This window comes from Enterococcus sp. DIV2371, assembly GCF_050498525.1.
GTDB lineage: Bacteria > Bacillota > Bacilli > Lactobacillales > Enterococcaceae > Enterococcus_B > Enterococcus_B mangumiae.
Genome location: NZ_JBIPAJ010000001.1, coordinates 268,294 through 291,116 on the forward strand (window position 1 = coordinate 268,294; position 22,823 = coordinate 291,116).

General features: G+C 39.0%; 23 protein-coding genes. 14 read left to right on the forward strand and 9 right to left on the reverse strand.

Annotation, left to right across the window (positions count from 1 at the left end; translation table 11 throughout):
- Window positions 1-60: 60 nt before the first annotated feature.
- From IGL24_RS01290 to IGL24_RS01300, 3 genes are read left to right on the forward strand one after another with little or no spacing between them, the layout of a single operon-like run.
- Window positions 61-1,398: a citrate transporter gene (locus IGL24_RS01290; protein ID WP_207700292.1), complete on the forward strand. Its 1,338-nt coding sequence runs from the start codon at window positions 61-63 to the stop codon at window positions 1,396-1,398.
- A gap of 35 nt (window positions 1,399-1,433) precedes the next feature.
- Complete coding sequence (locus IGL24_RS01295) at window positions 1,434-3,563, forward strand: hydantoinase/oxoprolinase family protein (RefSeq protein WP_207700291.1); 2,130 nt, start codon at window positions 1,434-1,436, stop codon at window positions 3,561-3,563.
- On the forward strand, window positions 3,538-4,182 hold the full coding sequence (locus IGL24_RS01300; RefSeq protein ID WP_207700290.1) for a hypothetical protein: 645 nt from the start codon (window positions 3,538-3,540) through the stop codon (window positions 4,180-4,182). Before IGL24_RS01295 ends, IGL24_RS01300 begins: the two co-directional genes overlap by 26 nt.
- Window positions 4,183-4,243: 61 nt before the next feature.
- On the opposite strand, the gene IGL24_RS01305 is transcribed toward IGL24_RS01300, so the two are convergent.
- The 4 genes from IGL24_RS01305 to IGL24_RS01320 all read right to left on the reverse strand — a co-directional run bounded on the left by IGL24_RS01305 (window position 4,244) and on the right by IGL24_RS01320 (window position 6,648).
- Window positions 4,244-4,918, reverse strand: a complete 675-nt coding sequence (locus IGL24_RS01305) for a GntR family transcriptional regulator (protein WP_207700289.1) — start codon at window positions 4,916-4,918, stop codon at window positions 4,244-4,246.
- Window positions 4,919-5,104: 186 nt separating this feature from the next.
- Window positions 5,105-5,263 (reverse strand): hypothetical protein, encoded by a 159-nt coding sequence (locus IGL24_RS01310; protein WP_429968520.1) that lies wholly within the window; start codon window positions 5,261-5,263, stop codon window positions 5,105-5,107.
- Window positions 5,264-5,348: 85 nt separating this feature from the next.
- Window positions 5,349-5,807: an acyl-CoA thioesterase gene (locus tag IGL24_RS01315; protein WP_207700287.1), complete on the reverse strand. Its 459-nt coding sequence runs from the start codon at window positions 5,805-5,807 to the stop codon at window positions 5,349-5,351.
- A 13-nt stretch (window positions 5,808-5,820) separates the two neighbouring features.
- The gene (locus tag IGL24_RS01320; RefSeq protein WP_207700286.1) at window positions 5,821-6,648 is read right to left on the reverse strand and encodes an NAD(P)H-hydrate dehydratase; all 828 of its coding nucleotides are present in this window, start codon (window positions 6,646-6,648) and stop codon (window positions 5,821-5,823) included.
- A 142-nt stretch (window positions 6,649-6,790) separates the two neighbouring features.
- Here IGL24_RS01320 and pepV point away from each other — a divergent pair, with 142 nt between their 5' ends.
- From pepV to IGL24_RS01350, 6 genes are all read left to right on the forward strand, one after another.
- A complete protein-coding gene (pepV, locus tag IGL24_RS01325) occupies window positions 6,791-8,209 on the forward strand; it encodes a dipeptidase PepV (RefSeq protein ID WP_206856848.1) in 1,419 nt (472 codons plus the stop codon).
- Window positions 8,210-8,522: 313 nt separating this feature from the next.
- Window positions 8,523-9,227 carry a GntR family transcriptional regulator gene (locus tag IGL24_RS01330; RefSeq protein WP_206856843.1) on the forward strand — a complete coding sequence of 235 codons (705 nt, stop codon included), beginning with the start codon at window positions 8,523-8,525 and terminating at the stop codon, window positions 9,225-9,227.
- A gap of 169 nt (window positions 9,228-9,396) precedes the next feature.
- Window positions 9,397-10,728 carry a PTS sugar transporter subunit IIC gene (locus tag IGL24_RS01335; RefSeq protein ID WP_206856842.1) on the forward strand — a complete coding sequence of 444 codons (1,332 nt, stop codon included), beginning with the start codon at window positions 9,397-9,399 and terminating at the stop codon, window positions 10,726-10,728.
- Between the two features lie 49 nt (window positions 10,729-10,777).
- Window positions 10,778-12,169: a glycoside hydrolase family 1 protein gene (locus IGL24_RS01340; RefSeq protein WP_207700246.1), complete on the forward strand. Its 1,392-nt coding sequence runs from the start codon at window positions 10,778-10,780 to the stop codon at window positions 12,167-12,169.
- A 225-nt stretch (window positions 12,170-12,394) separates the two neighbouring features.
- Window positions 12,395-12,574 (forward strand): hypothetical protein, encoded by a 180-nt coding sequence (locus tag IGL24_RS01345; RefSeq protein WP_206856840.1) that lies wholly within the window; start codon window positions 12,395-12,397, stop codon window positions 12,572-12,574.
- Window positions 12,575-12,714: 140 nt separating this feature from the next.
- Window positions 12,715-12,900 (forward strand): hypothetical protein, encoded by a 186-nt coding sequence (locus IGL24_RS01350; RefSeq protein ID WP_206856838.1) that lies wholly within the window; start codon window positions 12,715-12,717, stop codon window positions 12,898-12,900.
- Between the two features lie 115 nt (window positions 12,901-13,015).
- Here IGL24_RS01350 and IGL24_RS01355 read toward each other — a convergent pair whose 3' ends face one another.
- The gene (locus tag IGL24_RS01355; protein ID WP_206856837.1) at window positions 13,016-13,396 is read right to left on the reverse strand and encodes a PH domain-containing protein; all 381 of its coding nucleotides are present in this window, start codon (window positions 13,394-13,396) and stop codon (window positions 13,016-13,018) included.
- Between the two features lie 216 nt (window positions 13,397-13,612).
- Between IGL24_RS01355 and IGL24_RS01360 the strand changes: the two genes are divergently transcribed.
- Window positions 13,613-15,070, forward strand: coding sequence for an NAD-dependent succinate-semialdehyde dehydrogenase (locus tag IGL24_RS01360; RefSeq protein ID WP_207700247.1), 1,458 nt, complete (start codon window positions 13,613-13,615; stop codon window positions 15,068-15,070).
- 188 nt (window positions 15,071-15,258) lie between these two features.
- Here IGL24_RS01360 and IGL24_RS01365 read toward each other — a convergent pair whose 3' ends face one another.
- The 4 genes from IGL24_RS01365 to IGL24_RS01380 all read right to left on the reverse strand — a co-directional run bounded on the left by IGL24_RS01365 (window position 15,259) and on the right by IGL24_RS01380 (window position 19,703).
- Complete coding sequence (locus IGL24_RS01365; protein ID WP_207700248.1) at window positions 15,259-16,470, reverse strand: hypothetical protein; 1,212 nt, start codon at window positions 16,468-16,470, stop codon at window positions 15,259-15,261.
- Between the two features lie 9 nt (window positions 16,471-16,479).
- Complete coding sequence (locus IGL24_RS01370; RefSeq protein ID WP_242699795.1) at window positions 16,480-18,243, reverse strand: DUF6020 family protein; 1,764 nt, start codon at window positions 18,241-18,243, stop codon at window positions 16,480-16,482.
- A gap of 11 nt (window positions 18,244-18,254) precedes the next feature.
- On the reverse strand, window positions 18,255-19,211 hold the full coding sequence (locus tag IGL24_RS01375; RefSeq protein ID WP_207700249.1) for a glycosyltransferase family 2 protein: 957 nt from the start codon (window positions 19,209-19,211) through the stop codon (window positions 18,255-18,257).
- A 141-nt stretch (window positions 19,212-19,352) separates the two neighbouring features.
- A complete protein-coding gene (locus IGL24_RS01380; RefSeq protein ID WP_206856830.1) occupies window positions 19,353-19,703 on the reverse strand; it encodes a PepSY domain-containing protein in 351 nt (116 codons plus the stop codon).
- Window positions 19,704-19,900: 197 nt separating this feature from the next.
- Between IGL24_RS01380 and pepA the strand changes: the two genes are divergently transcribed.
- The 4 genes from pepA (at window position 19,901) to ytpR (ending at window position 22,770) form a co-directional block, all read left to right on the forward strand.
- Complete coding sequence (gene pepA, locus IGL24_RS01385; RefSeq protein ID WP_207700250.1) at window positions 19,901-20,980, forward strand: glutamyl aminopeptidase; 1,080 nt, start codon at window positions 19,901-19,903, stop codon at window positions 20,978-20,980.
- A 102-nt stretch (window positions 20,981-21,082) separates the two neighbouring features.
- Window positions 21,083-21,421 carry a thioredoxin family protein gene (locus IGL24_RS01390; protein ID WP_347564941.1) on the forward strand — a complete coding sequence of 113 codons (339 nt, stop codon included), beginning with the start codon at window positions 21,083-21,085 and terminating at the stop codon, window positions 21,419-21,421.
- A gap of 24 nt (window positions 21,422-21,445) precedes the next feature.
- Complete coding sequence (locus IGL24_RS01395; protein WP_206856819.1) at window positions 21,446-21,901, forward strand: universal stress protein; 456 nt, start codon at window positions 21,446-21,448, stop codon at window positions 21,899-21,901.
- Between the two features lie 263 nt (window positions 21,902-22,164).
- Window positions 22,165-22,770, forward strand: coding sequence for a YtpR family tRNA-binding protein (ytpR, locus tag IGL24_RS01400; protein ID WP_207700252.1), 606 nt, complete (start codon window positions 22,165-22,167; stop codon window positions 22,768-22,770).
- Window positions 22,771-22,823: the final 53 nt, after the last annotated feature.

Genomic DNA, 22,823 nt, shown 5'->3' on the forward strand with positions numbered 1-22,823 from the left:
TTGTGAGGTAGAATGAACCAACTGATATATCAGTTAAACAAAATAGAATGGAGTGAGTCGATGAGTGAGATGATTATTGGTGTGCTGTTGATTTTATCGTTCTTTTTTATGGTTTGGTATTGTGTGAAAGGTTTTAATTTAATGGTCGGTTTAGCAATCATGGCGACGATTTGGATGGGATTAGCTTTGATTGGGAATTTTTTCTCGCCGAATGCCGCGATGGAAGGACAGACGATCATTGATGTGTTGACACATGTATATGCTACTGGCCCAGCGGAGTATGCAAAATCAATTTTAGTGAATGTTTTCTTTGGTGCTTTTTTTGGGCGAGTGTTAGTGGATAGTGGAATAGCGGCTACATTGATCCGAAAAGTCGTGGAGCTTGGTGGGGATAAACCGCGTATCACAATGAGCCTTTTATGTATTGTGACAGCAATCATCTTTATGTCGATGACAGGTATCGGCCCAGTGATTTCAATTGCTGTGATCGTTTTACCGATCTTGATGTCGTTAGGGATTTCGTCATCGATTGCTTTATTTGCATTCATGGGCTCGATCATGGCGGGAATCTTTGCAAATATCGTCAATTTCAAGCAATATCAAACGATTTATGCGGGGTTTAACTCTGCGGCTGAGAATTATACATATAACGATTATTTTCAAATCGGACTGATTGGGATGATCGTGAGTTTAGTCATTGTTTTATTCGTCGCTAATATATCAATGAATCCCAAAAAACGCTATGCAATGGCAGCTGAACTTCCAAGAGAAGGAGGCGAGGCACCAATGATTTCCTGGTTAGCGGTAGTTATTCCTGTATTAGGCGTAGTAGTCTTAGAGATTCCGATCATTCTTGGTTTTATGTTAGCAGGGATCTGGGCATTGCTATTTACAGGGAAACTACGTGGAGGCTATAAGGAAATCTGTCGACAATTCGCTAAATTATTTACAGATGGTGCGACAGATGTGGCGCCGATGGTTGGCTTTTTAATGACTCTCGCTATGTTCAATAATTCTGCTGTATATGCCTCTTCCTATTTCTCTGCGATTCTTGGAGATTTTATTCCGCAGACACCTTTTGTGTTGGCACTCGCCTTTGCCGTGTTGACGCCTCTTGGTTTCTTCCGTGGGCCACTGAGTTTAGTTGGTTCAGGTTCAGCGATTTTAGCGGTAGTATTGGCAGTCAATCCGACGATGCCGGTCGCATTTTTATTTCCACTCTTTGCGACGACGACCATTGCGCCGCAGCATTTAGATATTACGCAATCATGGATCGCTTGGGGACTAGGGTATACCAAGGTTTCCTCTCGTGAGTTCATGAAAAAATCGATTCCGACAGGATGGGCGATCGGTGTGATCGTCTGTCTCTTGACGTGGATCCTGTATGGTAATTTTTGATGGTTGAAGAAAGTAAAAAATTGGGAGGCGCAAAAATGGATCGTGCAGTAAGAATGGGAATCGATGTAGGTGGTACCCATACAAAAGCAGTCGCAATCGATAATGCGACACATGAGATCATTGGTAAATCATCTGTCAAAACGACACATCACCATCCTGATGGGGTAGCAGCTGGCGTCGTACAATCATTTCAAAATTGTTTAATGGAAAACAAAATCAGCCCGGAAGATGTCGTTTTCGTTGCGCATTCTACTACTCAAGCGACGAACGCATTGATTGAGGGGGATGTTGCCAAAGTAGGAGTGATTGGTATGGCAAAAGGTGGGTTTGAAGGTTTTCTGGCGAAAAGACAAACCCGCTTAGCTCCAATCGATTTAGGAAATAATCGAAAAATTGACATTGCCAACGTCTTCGTCCCAATCAAACAGTTGACGAATGAACGCGTATTGGAGACGATTAATGCTCTGAAAAAAGAAAAGGCAGAAGTTTTAGTATCTTCAATGGCTTTTGGCGTAGATAATAGTGAACCGGAACAAATCATATATTCACTTGCATCAGAACAAGGGATACCAACGACGATGGCTTCTGAGATCACAAAGCTTTATGGATTGACGAGAAGAACACGAACGGCAGCGATCAACGCTTCGATTTTGCCTAAAATGCTGGAAACTGCGACATCGACGGAACGCTCTGTTAGAGCTGCCGGTGTGAATGTTTCATTAATGATCATGCGCGGAGATGGCGGGGTGATGGAGATCACTGAAATGAAAAAACGTCCCGTGTTGACGATGCTTTCAGGTCCAGCAGCTTCTGTAATGGGCTCCTTGATGTATTTACGTGCATCAAATGGTGTGTATTTTGAAGTAGGAGGAACAACGACAAATATCGGTGTCATTAGGAACGGCCGCCCGGCAATCGATTATTCCGTAGTCGGCGGGCATGCAACTTATATTTCATCTTTAGATGTTCGTGTCTTAGGCGTCGCAGGTGGTTCGATGGTTCGGGCAGACCGTACGGGAATCCTTGATGTGGGTCCACGTTCTGCTCATATCGCTGGACTAGATTATGCCGTATTCACTCCGGTTGAAGCGATCGATCAACCAAAGATCGTCTTTTTCTCACCTGTTGAAGGGGACCCAGCTGATTATGTCAAAGTCGTATTAGCTGACGGAAAAGAAGTCACTATCACCAATACATGTGCAGCCAATGTGCTCGGACTTGTCCAAGAAGAACACTTTTCATATGGAGATCCTGAATCTGCGAGAAAAGCCATGGAAGCTTTAGCTGCTTATTGTCAGACTACTGTGGAAGCTATTGCTGAACAAATTATGGCGAAAGCTTATGCAAAAATCGAACCAGTTATCTTGGGACTGGCAGAAAAATATCAATTAGAAAAAGAACAAATCTCTTTAGTAGGTGTAGGTGGCGGAGCGGCTTCTTTGATTACTTATTTTAGTCAAAAAATGGGCGTCAAGTACTCGATACCAGAAAATGCGGAAGTGATCTCTTCTATCGGTGTGGCGTTAGCGATGGTGAGAGATGTGGTTGAACGGATCATTCCTTCGCCGAGTAAAGAAGATATTCGAGGACTGAAAAATGAAGCGATGAATAAAGCAATCGAATCTGGCGCGACACCAGAATCGATTGAAGTTCATGTCGAAATCGATCCACAAACTTCAAAAGTCACAGCAATTGCCACAGGTTCAACGGAAGTCAAAGCGACTGATTTAACTAAGCAGATCAGTGAAATAGAAGCGCTGGAATTGGCTGCGGAAGACCTAAGGCTATCCTTGGACGAGGTTCGGTTATTCGCCAATACTGCCTTCTTTTACGTGATTGGAGAAGATCAGCCAGAACATTCGATCGGCGCTTTACGGATCATCGACCAAAAAGGGTTCATCAAAGTACAAAGAGGGTATGCGAAATGTCTGAAAACTACGGCTGAACAGTATCTCTCCGCAGTTCAACAGTTGTGGGAAGAGTTAGCAGTCTATCAAACGGAACTGATTGCTCGACCGGAGTTTTATTTATGTATCGGTGCACGTGTCGCAGATTTTTCAGCAACAGAATTTGAACAACTGCAACTACTGATGGAACTAGAAATCTCGATGTTGGATCCTGAGGAAGAAGTGATCGTGATTGCCGGAAATATCAAGCAAAAATAAATTGGATACATTGATTTTAAAATTACTGAAAATTTCTGACAAACAGTGGATTGATTATCAATTCCAACGAGAGCTTTTAGCTGGGAAACTCTCAAAGTCAGAGCAACAAGAGTGGGGAGAAGTAGCGAGGAAAAGTGGAGAAATACTAGCTGAAACAATCAGCCGACAGTACGATACGCGAAATATACATGCGCTTTGTCAGAGATTTGATGTCGCGATTTCTTATGGAGAAAAACCCTGGCTGAATGATCGATTGACGCTCGCGACTTATGATGAAAAAACAGGGATTTGTTTAATGGCGGAAGCAATCCAGAAATTCGAACAGACAACGATTACTGCACTGCCATTAGAACAAGTGACGGCTTTGATTTTAGCGCACGAATTGTATCATCATCTTGAAACACTTGATCCTACCTTATACACACAACAGAAAAAAATTGAACTTTGGCGATTTTTCGGCTATCGTCATCAGTCTAAGATTCGGGCATTAAGTGAGATTGCAGCAATGAGCTTTTCAAAGACGTTGAATCGTGTAGGATTCTCGCCATATGTGCTAGAGATCGCTATGGTCTGGCCATATGATTCGCAACTTTGTGAGTGGCTTGTTCAGTCAGTGTAAGTCTTTTGGAATAAGAAGACGCAATCGCTCTTGCAAGTTCCGGAGCGTTGCGCCTTTTTATTCATACTTCGGAGTTTACTTCAAAATAATTTGGATAATGAAGGATCACTTGTTCTTGTTCTTCAATGATCATATGGAGATGGAGGTTGCATAGAAAACTTACTTCATCTAGTAAATGTTCATTCATCGATTTTAAAAGGATTTGATGTTCATCTAAAACACGCCCCCAACCCAATTCAGAAATGGTCAAACGTAACCAACGAAAACGATCTAAGTGGGTGCTGTAGCTTTCGAGCCACGTCCAGATTTCTTCTTTCCCAGCTATTTTATAGCATGTTCGGTGAAACGCTTTGTCTAACAGGAAGAATGCTTTTTTATCTTGTGCCAGAATCGCTTGATCTGTCTTTTCTAAAATCGACTCTAAGTATTGATGATCCGTGTCGTTCATTTTTGCACTGCATTCTTGTAAAATCGGTTGTTCTAACTTCTCTCGCATGTAACGGGCTAAGTCCGCGGAACGAATATCGATTTTTGATATGTATGTACCAGATTGAGGAATCGTTTTGATCAATTCCTGATTTCTGAGTTGGATCAACGCTTCTCGAATCGGCGTACGCCCGATTGCTAGTTGTTCTTCTAATACTTTGTCAGAAAGTTTGCTCCCTGGCGCTAATTCAGAATAGATGATTTGTTGTCGGATTGCTTCATATGCTTGTTGCTGCAAATTATTCCCCATAGTACACTCCTTTCAATTGAACTATCATCAGTATAGCATAACCTTTGATGAGAACAGCACAAGGTTTTCTAGCAAGGTACTCCATGGAGAAAAGCACAAAAATAGAGCCGCCAACCGATTGGTTTGTCGACTCTTTTCAATACATATCCATGATGCGAACATCTCATCCTTTCACGAAAGCAACAGTCAATTTGGGCGAACTTCCTGCAGTTGTTTGACACGACCACCGATTTGATTGGCAAAGGTTTCTGATTCTTTTTTGTCTTTGAAGACAAGCAAGTTTTCCGGGTTTTTTTCACGTGTGCGACAGCCAGTTTTATCAATATAACCGTGTAGTACTTTCACGACATACATCATAATCACCTGCTTTTTTTCTTTCCATTATACAAATCGGAGGTTAAAAGGCAAGAAAAAACACTTATTTTTTAACTTATTTTTTGATTGTTTCAGAAGCGTGATCTGTATCGAGTTTTGCATAATTGTGAAATAAGGCATCTAATTCGGGATTGATACGACTTAGTTTTGCTAAACGTTGGTTTTCTGCGAGCAGGAAACAATGTTGGCTCGTACCAGTTGTTCGTAATCGCTGATCTTCTGTACCATAGATCTCATAGCGGAAATTTAGGCGCGTTCCCGTGTAGCTCTCGATGATCGGTTGGATACGAATACTATCGCCATAGCGGATCATCTCTTTGTATTCGCAACTCACACCTAATACAGGAATAATGATTCCTTGTTCTTCGATTTTCTTATAACTAAAGTCTAAATGTTCCAATAATGCAACACGTGCTTCTTCAAACCAACGGATATAATTGCTGTGATGAATGATTCCCATTTGGTCGGTTTCGTAATAAAAAGGCTCTCTGATGTAGCCAGTATATTTTTCCATGCGTCTGCTCCTTCTATTTTTGGCTAAAATAATGCATCCATTTTGGGATTTCTTTACTGATTTGAGTCGGTAAAACGACATACTGCTCTTTTGCTAATTGGTCACCAATAAAACTATGCAAATAGACAGCGGCACTGATCGTTTTTTCGTTTTTGGGAAACTGAGCTAAAAAACCAGCAATCATGCCAGCTAAAGTATCACCCATCCCCCCAGTAGCCATTGCTGGTGAGCCGGCTGGATTGGGATAGTTCCCTTTTGGCCCATAGATCGTCGTTTGATGACTTTTTAAAACAAGGAATGCACCTAATTCTTGCTGCTTTTGCTGATTATGTTCCTGAGTTTGCTCATCCAAGTTCAAACCGCTGACCCGTTGCCATTCCATTTGATGCGGGGTGAGTACGGTTTGTTCTGGATAAGGTAGGGCAAGGGAATGTGTAGCAAGTAACGTCAAGGCGGAGCCATCAATGACGAGCCATTGCTTTTTCGTTTGATTGGTCAGGACAAATTGCAGAAGCTCAAGATTTTGTTGGTTAGTTCCTAACCCTGGACCAATGAGTAAGACATCAGCATCTTCAAAAGCCGAATGCCATGTTTCTTTATTTGTCCAATCTCCCACCATTGCCTCAGGTAAATGACTATGGACTGCCACGTGGTTGTTAGGATCAGTCACGACAGTCGTTAAACCAGCACCACTATGGACAGCTGCTAATGCGCTCATGATGATCGCACCACCGAACTGTTCATTTCCGCCAATCAGCACGACTTTGCCATACGTACCTTTATGCGATTCAATAGGACGAGGAGTAATCACTTGCTGGAGTAGTTTTTCGTTTAATTCCATGGGGAAACCTCCTTTTTTTCATTATAGCCCATAATTTTTAAGGAAAAAACTGTTTCGTTTAGCCGTTGTCTGATTTTTTAAACAATTCTCCTGATTTATGTTATGATGAACTCGTAGACTGAATGAGTGGAGGAGTAACTTTATGACAATCAATTGGCAAAAAGAAGTCGAAGCACGTAAAGAAGACTTGCTTGAAGACTTAAAAAATCTTTTACGCGTGAGCAGTGAACGTGATGATTCACAAGCAACGGAAGATGCACCGTTTGGACCTGGTCCTCGTGACGCATTGAAACACATGCTTGCATATGGCGAACGTGATGGTTTCGTTGTAAAAAACGTGGACAATTACGCAGGTCACATCGATCTAGGTGAAGGGGACGAAACGTTAGGTATTTTTGGACATATGGACGTTGTACCAGCTGGCGATGGCTGGGATACAGACCCTTACGAACCAGTAATCAAGGATGGGAAAATCTTTGCTCGCGGATCAAGCGATGACAAAGGACCAAGTATGGCTGCATACTATGCAATGAAAATCATCAAAGACTTAGACTTAGAATTATCGAAAAAAGTTCGTTTTGTCGTAGGTAGCGATGAAGAGAGTGGTTGGGCAGACATGGCTTACTACTTTGAACATGAAGAAGAACCTGATTTTGGTTTCTCACCAGATGCAGAATTCCCGATCATCAACGGAGAAAAAGGAAATGTTTCTTTTGCTTTGCGTTTTAAAGGCGATAATGCCGGCGACTATGTATTGAAATCATTTACGTCTGGTTTACGTGAAAACATGGTGCCAGGAACAGCAACTGCAAAAATTGAAGTACCAAGTGCAGATTCAGCGATTGCTTTAGAAAAAGCATTTTACGAATTTGTTGAAGCAAATCCAATCAGCGGAACGATCGAAGCAGAGCATACATTTGTCACGATCAATGTAGTTGGTAAAGGCGCACACGGTGCAAGCCCACAATCTGGGATCAACGCAGGCTCTTTCTTAGCAAGCTTCCTTGATAACTACGAGTTTATTGGTGCAGCCAAACAATTCATCCATGTGGCAGCAGCCTACGTCCATGAAGACTTCTATGGCGAGAAACTAGGCGTTGCTCATGAAGATGAAAAAATGGGTAAACTAACAATGAACGCTGGCTTGTTTGCGTTTAAAGAAAATGGATCAGAAGACGATAACTACATCAACATGAATTTCCGTTTCCCTAAAGGCACGACTACAGATGAATTGGAAAGCAAGCTGAATGAAACAGTCGCAGCAGAAGGCGCAACTGTCACTCGTGGCGCTCGTGTGATGGAACCACATTATGTACCAATGGATGATCCATTGGTTGAAACATTGTTGCAAGTCTACGAAGATCATACTGGCGAAAAAGGCTACGAACAAATCATCGGTGGCGGCACATACGGACGTTTATTGAAACGTGGGGTCGCTTATGGCGCAATGTTCCCAGGTTACACAGATACGATGCACCAAGCAAACGAATTTATGAGTCTAGATGACTTATTCCGTGCTACGGCGATTTATGCGGATGCCATCTACCGTTTGGCGAAGTAAAAATTGAAAACATGTTTGTTCGTAATAAAGCAATAATTGCGAAAATCAGAAATAGTTGTACGTTTATTTTTGATCAAACATGATAAAATTCAATAGGTAATAAGCGATAAAGCCTTGAGTGGCAAAGGGCCTTCAGAGAAGTGGGATTCTCTGAAGGCTTTTTTTGCTCCGAATATTGCTTATTTGGATAAATGAATAAACATTAGGTTAACAAATCGATTATTTATTCGTTATAGTTGTAAAGGTTATTTACAATTGGTTGTTTATCTAATATTATAATAAGTGTATACAAATTTTTGGAGGTGAAATAAATATGCCTAAATATATAGAAATCGCGCACTCTTTGAAAAATAAAATCATTGAAGGGGTGTTTAAAGAAGGCGAGCTATTACCGAATCAAGAAGCTTTAGCAAAAACCTACAATACGAGCCGAGTAACGATTAGAAAAGCGATACAACTGTTGATTGACGAATCTTTACTATACACAAGACGAGGCTCAGGGACATATGTTAGAAGTAACATTAAAAAGGACAATGAGAATGTCACGCAAATCAATAGTGTATTTGGCACTTCTGCGCAAGAAGGTACAGAGGTGACGAGTAAAATCATTCGCTTTGATGTGCGTTTTCCAACTTCTTATGAATCCGAGGAGCTGCAAATAAAAGCGACTGATCCGGTCTATGACATCAAGCGTGTGAGGTATGTCAATGGGGAGGCTAGAAGTATTGAAAGTTCGATCATGCCGCTCAAGTACATCAAAGATTTGGATGAAGAAATCTTGAAGGGTTCGATCTATAACTATATCAGAGAAGAGCTGGGGTATGTGGTCAGTGCGGCCCGTCGCGTGATCATTGCTTCTAAAGCCAATCATCTAGACAGCGAAGAATTTGGGATTGAAGTAGGAGAGCCAATCTTGGAAACAAATCAGATCGTCTTTTTTGATGATGGCACGCCGTTTGATTTATCTAAGACAAGATATCCTTACACATCTGGAAAAATCGTCGCGGATATCAATTAAAAATAATAGTTAAAGGACGTTACTTGTAACGATCAAGTGAGGTCTTTTTCTTTTATTCGAAAAATAAGTATACACTAATATAAATATTGTATTTACAAAAACGCTTACAGGTGATATTATGTATTAAAAGTTGGTATACAACTATAGACAATTTAGGAGGTACAAATAAATGGATGAGAGAAAAAGGGAAGCTTTGATGGGGAAATTTGTGTTAACAGCTCAAAAAATCGGTAATCAAATTTATTTAAGAACGTTACGCGATTCATTTGCTACTATTATGCCTTTATTCATTTTAGCGGGTATTGCTATTTTAATTAATTCAGTCGTGTTAGATCCATCGGGGTGGTTCCAAAATATGATCAGCGCGGATACGATGGTCTCTTGGCAAAACTGGGGCTCGATTATTACGAACGCGACCCTTAATATCACTGGGATCATCCTTGTGATCACGATTGGCTATTTCTTATCAAAAAATAGAGAATATGATAACCCGATTGGTGTCGTGATCGCTGTTGTTCCAGCATTTTTGACGTTGCTTCCAACAATGATCGAGACAACGCCAATCGGTGCGGAGACTGCTGTGGAAATCGGTGGGGTCATCAGTTACGGGAATATTGGTTCAAAAGGCGTTTTTGCTGCGATCATTACTGGATTATTGGCAACAGAGCTATATATTCGTTTGACACGTTCTAAAAAATTACAAGTCAACTTAGGTGATAGCGTTCCGCCAGCAGTAGGAAAATCATTTAACACGATGTTCCCATTGATTATTGTCGTGTCATTGTTTGCTTTTGCATCATTCCTGATCCAACTAACAGGAAATGATTTCATGAGGATCATTGAGCAATTCATCCAAGAACCATTACGTGGTGTAGGGACTTCATTTTTTGGTTATTTATTTTTAGTTTGCTTTGGGAATTTACTCTTTTCTTTTGGGATTCACCAATCGGTCATCACAGGTCCGATCCTAGATCCATTATTGATGGTCAATATGAATGAGAACATGGCAGCGACTGCGAATGGGGAAGCTGCGCCTCATATCATCAACTCAGCGTTCCATCAAGTATATGGTGCTTTGATGGGTGGTACTGGTTCAACCATTGCTTTAGTGATCGCCATTTTGATTTTTAGCCGTTATCAAGCATATAAAGATTTGTCCAAATTAGCGTTAGGTCCTAATATTTTCAACATCAATGAACCTGTGATTTTCGGGTTACCGATCGTCTTCAACTTACCGATGATCATTCCTTTTGTATTATCCCCGATCGTTGGTACGACGATTGGCTATTTAGCAACATCGATGGATCTAGTCAATCGCTGCGTGGTGACAATTCCTTGGACGACACCACCATTTTTAAGTGGATTTTTAGCAACAGCCGGTGATTGGCGAGCAATCGTTGTGCAGGCAGTTATTATCGTTGCCTTGGTATTCTTCTATCTGCCATTCTTAAAAATCAGTGAACGGGTGGCTCGTACAAACGCTGAAATGAGTCTTTCTTAAACAGATTACTAAAAGAAATCGATGAACGATTAATAGAACAATGATTGGAATGAGAAGATTGGGAAAGAAAAAATTTTTCTGGGGAGATTCCTCCTCAAGTATGCAAACGGAAGGTGCTTGGAACGAAGGTGGCAAAGGGCCATCTGTTTATGACATTCGTGAGGCGACTGAAACTACTTCGGATTGGAAACATGGGATCGATCGTTACAACAGATATGAAGAAGATCTCGATTTGATGCAAGAAATGGGCATGAACTTCTATCGCTTTCAAACGTCTTGGTCACGCGTCAATCCACAGGGCGATGGGGCATTCAATGAAGAAGGACTCTTATTTTATGATCGCTATATCGATGCGATGTTGAAACGGAATATCGAACCGATGCTTTGTCTTTATCATTTTGATATGCCACTCCATCTTGCACAAAATCACGAAGGGTTTATGAGTAAACATGTCGTAGATGCTTTTGTGGAATATGGGAAAAAGATGGTAGACCGCTACAAGCATAAAGTGAAGTATTGGGTAACGTTCAACGAACAAAACTTATATTCGACACCTTTAGCGCTGCTATATGGTGGAACATTGAATACGGAAGATACAGCGGATAATATTCATCAAATCGCGCATAATATCATGGTCGCACATGCCAAAATCGCTAACTATATCCATGAAACGACCGATGGACAAATCGGTGGAATGCTCGCTTATTCCAATATGTACCCTGCGACAAATCACCCCAAAGATGTATTAGTTGCGAGAGAATGGGATGAATTTATCAATCAGAATCTTTTAGATGCCTTTTGTGGACGCGGTTATTCAAAACAAGTTTTGACGTTTGAAAAACAACATTTGAACGTAGATATGACAGAAACAGAACTTACTGAAATCAGCAAAGCAACAAGTGACTATTTAGCATTCAGTTACTATTGCACTGGAAGCATCAGTCATAAAAATATTCCAGCAGATGCAGCACCAAATTATTATTTAACGTATGGTGAAGTAGAAAACCCATTTGTTTCAATGAATGAGTGGGATCTAGGAATCGATCCCCTTGGGTTTAGAGATATCATTAACAAGATGTATCAAAAATATGATGTGCCGATTTTTCCTGTCGAAAACGGCATAGGTACTCAGGAAAAGTGGGAGGACAACCAACCCATTCAAGACGATTACCGAATTTTTTATCATGAACAGCACATCAAAGCGATGCAAGATGCTATGCATATTGACGGCTGCGAAGTGCTAGGCTACCTTGGTTGGGGGTTGATTGATTTACCTAGCTCAAAAGGAGACATGGAAAAAAGATACGGAATGGTTTACGTGAATAGAGGGAATCATGATTTACGTGATATGAAACGTGTACCAAAGAAAAGTTTCTATTGGTTCAAAGAGTTTCTTGAAAAAGAACAAAAATCATCGAATGATCAAATAACAGTAAAATAAGATGGAAAAAAGCTGTCTGTATCCGCTTGATCAAGTGGGTATAGATAGTTTTTTTATCTATTGGTTCGGTTTAAAACATAGACACATTGCTCAAGATGGTCGCTGAGTGTAAGAGATCATTTTTCCTTTTCTTCCATAAAGGAAAGTCTTTTTTTATTTTTCAAAAAAATTCGTTCGTTCTGCCTACATTTATTCAGTAGAATAGTTGCTAAAGGAGGGATTACGATGGAATACGAAACATTAGAAAGTCTTAGAGAAAGACAACAACAAAAATTAGAAACAATGAAAAAACAAGCGATGAGTGAAGTGGACAGGAAGAAAGAAGGAGAGCAACAAAGAAAAGAAACATTACATAGTGGGGAATCTCAAGCTGTTGAGCAAAGCGACAAAAATAAAGAGAGATAAATTTTTCAACCATTCAATGTGTGGGATTGAAAATAACTTGAACGTCCAATTTTCTTAGTCGATTGATGCTACTTCCTAAAACCCTATGATTGTAGTGGGATTTAGGGAATCAAGGCGATTCAAAAGAAAGGAGAAGGATCATGGAAGAAAAAGAGCTGGATAAAATAAAAGAGAAAAGAAAAGAAGAAATCGAAGGTATGAAACAGCGTTCTTTTGCAGAAATAAGTAAAATCAAAGCGAAGAATATGAAAAAACTTAAACTAAACAAAGAGAACTTCAAAGAAAAAAGAGCAAAGGATCAAAAAAATGAAGGCCGTGCATTATAAAGTGTTCACTATTTAAAAAAGAGTTTCTCACAGCAGTCGTCAATAGTTAAAAATCAGCCTGCCCACCAAAGCTTGGAGTGTTTTGGTGGGCAGGCTCTTTTTATTGATCGTGAGATTAAGATAAAACAGCCGCTGCTAGCGCTTGTTGGACGGCGATGATATTCTTATCTTTTCTGAATTGTAGCGATTCAGCGGGTAATTCTGCACTAGAGATCCAAATCTTTAGTTCGGCATCTAAATCGAAATGTCCGCTTGTTTCAATCGAAAAACGTGAAATCGAGCGATAAGGAATCGATTTATATTCGCTTTTTTTGCCAGTCATTCCTTGTTTATCAACGATGATCATTCGTCGATCCGTAAAAATAATCAAATCGCGTACTAATTTGAATGCTAACTCGACCTGTTCTGTTGGAATCAAGATTTCTTGAACTTCTCTCGTAATATTCGTTGTATCTTTTTGAGTGGCATTGCCCATCAAGCCATCAAATAGTCCCATAAAAGCACCCCTTTGGTCATAGAATAAAAAGCAAGTATTTCTTAAAGTCATTGTAACAAAGCTTTTGAATGAACTATAGTTTTATTATTCAAAAATAAGAAAAAACTATATGATTCATACGAATGATTTCAAAAAACTATCCTTAAACAGATGGTTTGAGGTTTGACTTTATTAATGTTACGGTTGTTATGTAATTGAGAATAAAGGAGGCAAACTATGGGCAAGTATGATTTACCGCAAGTAGAAACGCATCTTTATATTAATGGCAAATGGATTGAAGGATCTGAAGGCACAGTCGATGTTATCAATCCGGCAACTGGCGAAACGTTAGTAAGTGTGCAACAAGGTGGCGAAAAAGAGACAAAAGAAGCAATCGAAGCTGCGAATAAAGCATTTGAAGGCTGGTCAATAACAGCACCAAGTGAACGAGCAAAACTAATGAACAAAATGGCTGATTTGGTAGAAGAAGATCGTGAACGTTTAGCAAAAATCATGACGATGGAACAAGGGAAACCTCTTGCTCAAGCCTCTTCTGAGATCCAAACAAATGTCGAAAATCTTCGATGGAATGCGGCACAAGGCCAACGAATCATGGGAGAGATCATTCCTTCACCTGATGGCAAAGAATGGCAAGCACGTAAACAACCAGTCGGTGTCGTAGGTGCGATCACACCATGGAACTTTCCTTCCAACATGATCATTCGCAAAATCTCGCCGGCAATCGCCGCAGGGTGTACGGTTGTCCTAAAACCAGCAAAATCAACGCCATTATCGGCACTTGCGTTAATGGAACTATTTCATAAAGCTGGCTTTCCAGATGGTGTTGTAAATATCGTCATGGGTGATTCCTCAACGATCGGGAAGATTTTATCTGAATCGGATGAGATCCAAAAGATCACCTTTACTGGCTCAACAGAAGTCGGACAAATCTTAAATGAACAAGCAGCACCTACCTTGAAAAAAGTTTCTATGGAGTTAGGTGGACATGCGCCATTTATCATTTTCCCAGATGCGGATGTAGAGTTAGCCGTAGATACACTGATCAAAACAAAATTTATCAATAATGGGCAAGTATGTACGTCACCGAATCGAATCTTTATCCATAAAGAGATCAAAGAGCAAGCAACCAAATTGATCGTGGAAAAAATCAAAGAAGTGACCGTAGGCAATGGACTGGATGATCCAACTACGGGACCATTGATCAATCAAGAAGGTGTTGAAAAGGTCGAAGAACAGCTAAAAGATGCTGTAGCTAAAGGCGCAGAGATCTTAGCGGGTGGTCACCGACTCACAGACGGAGACTATGCAAATGGCTTTTTCTTTGAACCAACAGTTCTAGACGGTGTGAAAAAGGAAATGGACATTTTCTATAACGAAACATTTGGTCCAGTGATCCCAATCATTACGTTTGAAGAAGAAGAGCAAGTGATCAAAGATGCGAATGATACGATCTTCGGTTTAGCATCCTATTTCTTTGCGACAAATATCCATACGATCAACAATGTAAGCAATAAATTGCAATATGGCATGGTGGGTGTCAATAACACAGCCATCTCAAATTCTGCGACGCCATTTGGTGGGGTCAAACATTCAGGGTTTGGACGTGAAAACGGCACATTCGGCGTAGAAGAATACGTTGAAGTGAAGTTTGTGACGATCAGTACCGAACAATAAATAAAGTTATTTCTATCTTACACTCATTCGAGACTAAATTAGAAAATAAAAATTTTTTCATTTCTATGTTATAAAAAAACACCTAATAAATGGACAGTTTGTAGAACTCTAAAAAGTTAAAAATTTAACTTTTTTGGGTGCTATACTTCTAGTAATTTATTAGGTGTTTGTTTTTTTCTAAATCAATATCACAAATTCAATTTTTTATCATCTGGTGTAGGTGGGATCAAGGAAGCAACTCCACAAAGGATTGAAAAAACAGTAATGATTTGTCCACGATAAGTGAACCAAAAATGGATTTCAGAATGATTTGCGAGTAAATTGAGCCAAATGTAAGGAGTTAAAGCCGTCAAACTGTACAAAAAGAATGTTCGAATTAAATTAGTATATCGATAGGTACGACTTCTTTTTTTTATCGCTATAACTAAAAATACAAAGCAAGTGATTCCAAGTATAAGAAGCGTTACTCTGGGATACATCAATATGACATTTTTTCTTAACATTTCTATCCGTTGTAAAGGATAGTCATCATTTCCTTCCGTACGAAATAGAATTTGGGTAAGAGCATCATGAATGACATTTTTTCTTAAAATAATAGTAGCTAATAACCACTTAGTAAACCAAGTGAGTCCGTAACCAATCGTCCAGAAAACACCAGTGAATACGAGACGTTCATATGGTTTTTCTCCATTTTCTTTTTCACTTGTTGGATATTTATTGTTGATATAGTAGTACGTGATCATTGGTATTCCCCAAGAAATCAAAGGAACTGTCAAGAGATCAAAAAAATTAGTCAGTGAACCGACCATGAAAAAGAAAATAAGCATATTTTGAAATTTCTCAATATATTTGGGTTTACATAACATAAGTAGCATAGCTAAAAGTGTCACGATCCACAGATTTGAAAATTGCATACTAAAGAAAAAAGTAGCTGCATTTCCAACTGCTAATGAAATTAAAAAAGCAATTCCAAGATAAATATCACTACGTTTAATTAGGTGATAAGTCGTCAATCCAATTAGTAAGAATAAGACAACTGCGTAAATCAAACGAATACTTCCTACATTCATGATAATCAGTAAAGGACGTAAAAAGATTAAGTAACCGTGCCAGTATCGAGGGTAATTGTCTACATACATCGCATTTTCGAGTACATTTAAGTCGCTTTTTTTAGATGTTTTACGAATCATTAAGTGATCTGTGAAATTATCAAGTTTGGTCCCATCAGAGTTTCCATGGTTCATTATAGGATACAAACTTTCACTTTCGATTAGACTTAAAGATTTATCTGTGTTCTTTTGTATTAGTTGTTGAGGAATGCTAAATGAAATAGTCAGCAGTATACAATAACTGATCAATAAAAGTAAAAAAGCCGTAATCGTTTTTTTTAGTAACTTCATGAGAATCTCCTATATCGTGGTTGTTTTATTTTCGTTTTCGAGTAAAAAAGGACTTAGTAAATAAATAGGTAATCCTAAAGCCAGAATAAAAACGTATCGCAAACTGAAAGCAACTGGGGTGGCTATCATAATCGTCAGAAATACGAGCCCTCCAGGTAGTAATAGAGCCATAGGATATGTGTTTTTCTTGACCAGTAATATAAACAAACTCAATAAAAATAACCACAACAATGTTCCAGAACCCCAAAAATCACGTTGATCAATTATTGTTTGGAGACCAGAACTACCTGTATAACGCTCAATTAAATTCGCTTGTTTGATCCCATAACTATTCTCATTTACACGGGTATCTAAGAATCCGTAGCTATTTTTAACGCCTGGGACCCAAAAACCAAATGTTTCTAATATATATGCATCAATGTAAATCTTCAAATTAGAAGGAAGATTTCTAGCCCAGAGCATCAAAAATTCTTTTTTATGCACATTTAAAAATTCGTTATTAAAATTTTTGTGCCATTTAACTGGATCAGCTAAGCTAGGTGCATAAGCTTTATAATCTTCAATCGGTAATATCTGACTTAAAAATTCTTGATCTTTTTTTGACATATGCCCTTCATCTAACACAACGGTTCGAGAAATTTGTTGTAAAGGAATACCTAATTGTTCTGCGCTTTGTGAGGGAATAGCATAGCTACTCAGCAAGGGTTGGAATACTAAAATTACTAGAAAAAGATAACTCAGTGTAACTTGGATGAATGGTTGATACTTCTTGTTCTTGATTGTGTATATCCCATAAATTATCAAAGATCCAATTACAACATACAGACCATTATTACGCAAATAAGTAGTTAATAATGCAAATATGATGAAGGATAGTTGCTGTGCAATCGCAGGCTTGTTTTTGTTAGTAATTACATCAAAAAAAGTTAAAGAGAATAACAAACATGCGACAGAAAATAAAATATCTTTTTGCATATTCAAAACATAGATGGGAAAAACTGGTGCGAGTGAAAAATAACCAAGTGAGATCATCACAGGCACTAGTCTTATTTTTTTCTTCATTAACCAGCATAAGGAATAGCTGAGTGCTAAAGCAGTAATCAACGATTGAAATAAGGAGAACAAGAAAACACCATGATTAATTGTTATTGGTAAAATATCGATAAAAAATTTAACAACCAACGTAAATAATATAGGATGATGATTGTTTAAGGCAGTGTCCCCAAGAGCTTGACTGACTGAACTTAATGAATCTGGTAAAACGACACCAGGGTACAACGTAACAGCATAAGGGGCCCAACATAAGAGCATGATGATCGTAAAAAGAAGAAAGAATTTCCAGGTAGGCTGCAGGTCTATGTTAGTTCCCCCTAGATAACTACTGATTTGTAGTAAGTAGTTGACCATAAAACGTAATATGATCAAAAAATAACAGAATGCTGCTAGAGCTATTAGTAGCTGCACAAAACTAAATGGATCGAGTGTTGTTTCTTCATAGCTTGCTGAGACATGTGTAAACTGTATACGACTGCCAGTAGCGAGTATGAGAGAAAATAATAACGAGAATAATACGCAAACACCAGTTGTAAAATCAAGCCGCCATGAAAATAAGTCATTCCCTAATTTTTTACCCGTATACCACAATAAATAGAATAAGACAAGAATCAGCAATGGATTTAAAGAACCAAGGCCTAAGGCAGTTAAGAAAGAAATAAGAAATAGTAGCAAAGTCAAAAAAAATATCGGTAGAAGGCGAATCTTTTTTGTTTCCAATGGGAATCCTCCTATCTTGCTTTTCTATTTTGCTGGTACTCATTATAAACATGATATAAGTTCAGTTCATACTCTTTTTTTGCATTTGTTACAACTGTATCTAAAATCATTCCTGTTACTAATGAGAGTAACGCGAGTATCATGAATCCAGTACTTAGGATGGCTGAAGGGACTTTAGTGATAAAGCTCGTCAGCATAAACTCTCGAATCACAGGAATGCCAGTGAACAGGCCGGCTAAAAAGAATACGACTGTCCAGATATTGAAAAATAAGATTGGTTTATAATCTTTGCACATTTTGATGATCATCATGATGACTTTAAAACCATCTGAAAATGTATTCAATTTTGATTCACTACCTTCTGGACGATCACGGTAATCAATAGGAAGTTCAACTAATTTGAATTTTTTATCTAAGGCATGAATGGTCAATTCTGTTTCGATTTGGAAGCCAGCGCTCATGATCGGAAAACTTTTGACAAAAATACGGTTAAATCCGCGATAGCCAGTCATGACGTCTCGTATTTCTGTTTTGTATAAGCGAGTGATCGTATTTTTGACTAAATTATTGCCAAAATCATGGAATGCACGTTTATTTTCTTCAAAATAAGTGCCATTAGAAAGACGGTCGCCAATAACCATATCAGCTTCGCCAGAACGTAGTTTTTCTAAAAGTCCATGTACGGCTTCGGCTGGATAAGTATCATCTCCGTCCACCATCAAATAATAATCAGCATCGATGTCAAAAAACATTTGTCTTATAACATTCCCTTTTCCTTGACGCGGTTCTTTTTTGACGATTGCTCCGCCTTTTACAGCAAGTTCGTAGGTTGCATCTGTAGAATTATTATCGTAAACATATATATCAGCTTCTGGTAGTTCTTTTCTAAAATCGGATATGACGTTTGAAATTGTTGCTTCCTCATTATAACAAGGAATCAAGATAGCAATTTTTTCTTGTTGGACCATGTTTCACTCTCCTAAGTAATTTGAAAAAGTTCACACTAAGCATAACCTATCATGAACGTTTATACCAGTTTTTACGCAAAAAAAGAAGCTCTTATCCATAGGAAAACCTATTTCTAAGAGAATCTTTTAGAAAGAATGACATCAAGCATCCGTTCCTTTTTTTCTAGATATATCTAAAACAGTACCAGTATAAGCATCTGCTAAAAATTCATAGTAGACGACTTCCCCATCTTCTATACGAGAGATCCCACCACGATAGGCTTTGGAATGGATCGCGAATTTGCGTGTCGGTTCTTTTTCAAAGGAGATCCAAGAGCCTTCAATCGATCCTTCATCTAAAAATGCTTCTTTGATGGTAGCTAAGACTTCATCAGCGGACAATGTTTTATTGCGGTTATACCACAATGCAGTTGCTACGCCACTTAATAATCCAAGACCAATTCCGACAGCTAATCCACCTTTAAAATAGGCCTGTTCACTTTCTTCATACATGCTGCTAATCCCTCCTTTACATATTCACAAGTTTCTTTGGTTTTATTTTACCACACTCTCGGATTTTCTTTGAAATAAATAACCGTTTTTAAATAAAATACGGTATAATAATCACGATAGATTTGTCCAGTTTTTTTTGAGACAAATCAAAGCTGAGATTGAAGGGAGACAAGTCTAAATTTTAGACGATCATTATTATGGATAACAAAACATTTCAACGTATCAAAGAATTGACCGAATTACAAGGAACTAGCGGATTTGAACAAGATATCCGTGCTTACATGGAACAGCACATGGAGCCACTAGTTGATGAATTACAATTGGATGGATTAGGTGGGATCTTTGGATTACGCCATCACCAAGAGGCAGATGCCCCTCGCGTCATGGTTGCTGCCCACATGGACGAAGTTGGCTTTATGTTGACACAGATCCAAGACAATGGCTTGTTCAAAGTCGTTCCATTAGGCGGTTGGAACCCTTATGTGGTCTCTGCCCAACGCTTTACATTAAAAACATCAGCGGGTAAAAATTACCCATGTATTTCTTCTTCAGTGCCACCACATTTATTGCGTGGTACAAGCGGACAAAAAGCAGTTGAAGTGACAGATATCTTATTTGATGCTGGCTTTGAATCAAAAGAAGAAGCAATGAGTTTTGGTGTGTTGCCAGGAGATACGATCGTTCCTTTTGCAGAAACAATCAAAACAGCGAATGGTAAAAACATCATCAGTAAGTCATGGGATAACCGCTACGGTTGTACGATGGTCTTGGAAGCATTAGAAGCATTAGAAAAAGAAACATTAGGTCATACATTGATCGCCGGTGCTAACGTCCAAGAAGAAGTGGGCTTACGCGGCTCAAAAGCTTCAGTGAACAAATTCAAACCAGATCTATTCTTTGCTGTAGACTGCTCAGCTGCGGATGATACTGTGACGAAAAAAGGAACATTTGGTCACCTAGGGGAAGGCACATTGATGCGTATCCAAGATCCAGGATTGATCATGTTGCCACGTTTACGTGAATACCTATTGGATATCGCTGAAACAAACAATATTCCTTATCAATACTTCGTATCAAAAGGCGGTACCGACGCAGGTGCAGCGCATACACAAAATGAAGGAATCCCAAGTACGGTTATTGGTGTAGTCGGACGTTACATCCATACACATCAGACAATGTTTAGTATCCGTGACTTTGAAGCAGCGAGAGAAATGTTGATCCAAACATTGAAAGGTTTAGATAAATCAACAGTAAATACGATCGTTTACGGAAAATAATCAATCAACGAGTAAAGGCTAGCCGCTTTTACTCGTTTTTTATTTTTTAGATATAGTTTGGTCAGTTTTTTGTAAAGGTGTATAATTTAAGTAGAACATAGAATAAGAAAGAAGTGTGATCAAATGATTATTCCTAAAAGTCTTGAGGAAGTAGCAGGTTATGTTAACAAAGGCAATCATATCTTTTTCTTTACTGCTGATTGGTGTGGCGATTGTCGCTTCATCAAACCACAAATGCCAGAAATCGAGCGTCGCTTTTCAGAGTGGACGTTTGTAGAAATGGATCGAGATGCGTACATCGATTTAGCAGCAGAATGGAATATTTTCGGTATTCCAAGTTTTATTGTCATCAAAGATGGCAAAGAATTAGGACGCCTTGTCAACAAAGATCGTAAAACGAAAGAAGAGATCGAAGAATTCTTAACCAAAGTGATTCAGTAGGTAGAAACGAGAGGAGTGGCGAAAATGGAACAAGCATATAAGAAAATATTGGTTGGGATCGACGGAAGCGAGCAAGCCTTTGCTGCATTCAAAAAGGCCGTCGAGGTCGCTCGTAGAAACGAAGGAACAGTATACGTGACAAATGTAATCGACCAACAATTTTATCAGTTTATGGGATATACGCCTATTGACCAATCCTTGATCGATCAACAGACTGAAACAGCAAGACAATTGATTGATGAATGCAAAAATTACGGGAAATCTGTTGATTATCAGAAAATTGAAGGCGTTGTTGCTTATGGTTCCGTCAGAGAATCCATGGCAGTGAAACTGCCGAAGAAATACCAAATCGATTTGATCATGATCGGCCAATCAGGGTTGAATGCGGTTGAACGGTTTATGACAGGTAGTGTGGCAAGTTACGTGATTCGCCAAGCACCATGCGATGTTTTAGTCGTTTCAGAACCAAGAGAAGCCTGAGCCATTCAATGAAGAGATAAAACATCAAACATAAAAAGACAAGGAAACGAAAAATCTCATCTTTTCTTGTCTTTTTTGTGAGGAGTTCTTTCCTTAATTTGTTGAAAGACTTTCTAAGAGAATTTATCATGCAAGAACTGCCTTTTTTTGTTAAGATAAAGCAAGAGAGTTTGGCACTGGACTACGTAGTTTTTTACACAGAGCGAGGTACTCAGTTGCCATGAATAAAAACAACTTCAACAAATGATATTGGAGGAAACAAAATGATTTTTGCTTATAATCGCGCACATGTGGGCGACACATTAATGGTGATCGTAGCCGACGATAAAGGGACGGAAAACACCGTTACACGTAAATGGAATGTTGCGCAAATCAAGGATGAATCTGGACAAATCGTTGCATGGAACTTTTTCCATATCTCAGATCACCTATCAATTGAAGGGAATGGCCAAGTAACGATCTCAGAAGAACAACTAGCTGAACTGAATCGTTTGATCAAGGAAGCCGGCTTTGAAGAAACACTTGAAAAAGACAATCAACCGAAAATCGTTGTCGGCTATGTCAAAACTTGTGAACCTCATCCAGATTCAGATCATTTATCAGTGACTGAAACAGAAGTAGATGGTGGGGAAGTTTTACAAATCGTTTGTGGCGCACCGAATATTGAAGCAGGCCAAAAAGTAGTCGTTGCCAAACCAGGTGCGATGATGCCAGACGGTATGATGATTTGGCCTGGCGAGTTAAGAGGAGTCAAAAGTGACGGAATGATTTGTTCTGCAAAGGAACTGCATGTCCCTAATGCACCAGAAAAAAAAGGCATTTTGGTATTACCAGAAGATGCTGTTGTTGGTGAAGCATTTAAAATCTAATAGGTATAGAAAAAGACAAGTACCTCATCAAATTTGAGGTACTTGTCTTTTTT

Coding starts and splice junctions, on each gene's coding strand:
- IGL24_RS01290 (WP_207700292.1), top strand. CDS start 61: ATGAGTGAGATGATTATTGGTGTGCTGTTGATTTTATCGTTCTTTTTT.
- IGL24_RS01295 (WP_207700291.1), top strand. CDS start 1,434: ATGGATCGTGCAGTAAGAATGGGAATCGATGTAGGTGGTACCCATACA.
- IGL24_RS01305 (WP_207700289.1), bottom strand. CDS start 4,918: ATGGGGAATAATTTGCAGCAACAAGCATATGAAGCAATCCGACAACAA.
- IGL24_RS01315 (WP_207700287.1), bottom strand. CDS start 5,807: ATGGAAAAATATACTGGCTACATCAGAGAGCCTTTTTATTACGAAACC.
- IGL24_RS01320 (WP_207700286.1), bottom strand. CDS start 6,648: ATGGAATTAAACGAAAAACTACTCCAGCAAGTGATTACTCCTCGTCCT.
- pepV (WP_206856848.1), top strand. CDS start 6,791: ATGACAATCAATTGGCAAAAAGAAGTCGAAGCACGTAAAGAAGACTTG.
- IGL24_RS01330 (WP_206856843.1), top strand. CDS start 8,523: ATGCCTAAATATATAGAAATCGCGCACTCTTTGAAAAATAAAATCATT.
- IGL24_RS01335 (WP_206856842.1), top strand. CDS start 9,397: ATGGATGAGAGAAAAAGGGAAGCTTTGATGGGGAAATTTGTGTTAACA.
- IGL24_RS01340 (WP_207700246.1), top strand. CDS start 10,778: ATGAGAAGATTGGGAAAGAAAAAATTTTTCTGGGGAGATTCCTCCTCA.
- IGL24_RS01345 (WP_206856840.1), top strand. CDS start 12,395: ATGGAATACGAAACATTAGAAAGTCTTAGAGAAAGACAACAACAAAAA.
- IGL24_RS01350 (WP_206856838.1), top strand. CDS start 12,715: ATGGAAGAAAAAGAGCTGGATAAAATAAAAGAGAAAAGAAAAGAAGAA.
- IGL24_RS01355 (WP_206856837.1), bottom strand. CDS start 13,396: ATGGGACTATTTGATGGCTTGATGGGCAATGCCACTCAAAAAGATACA.
- IGL24_RS01360 (WP_207700247.1), top strand. CDS start 13,613: ATGGGCAAGTATGATTTACCGCAAGTAGAAACGCATCTTTATATTAAT.
- IGL24_RS01365 (WP_207700248.1), bottom strand. CDS start 16,470: ATGAAGTTACTAAAAAAAACGATTACGGCTTTTTTACTTTTATTGATC.
- IGL24_RS01375 (WP_207700249.1), bottom strand. CDS start 19,211: ATGGTCCAACAAGAAAAAATTGCTATCTTGATTCCTTGTTATAATGAG.
- IGL24_RS01380 (WP_206856830.1), bottom strand. CDS start 19,703: ATGTATGAAGAAAGTGAACAGGCCTATTTTAAAGGTGGATTAGCTGTC.
- pepA (WP_207700250.1), top strand. CDS start 19,901: ATGGATAACAAAACATTTCAACGTATCAAAGAATTGACCGAATTACAA.
- IGL24_RS01395 (WP_206856819.1), top strand. CDS start 21,446: ATGGAACAAGCATATAAGAAAATATTGGTTGGGATCGACGGAAGCGAG.
- ytpR (WP_207700252.1), top strand. CDS start 22,165: ATGATTTTTGCTTATAATCGCGCACATGTGGGCGACACATTAATGGTG.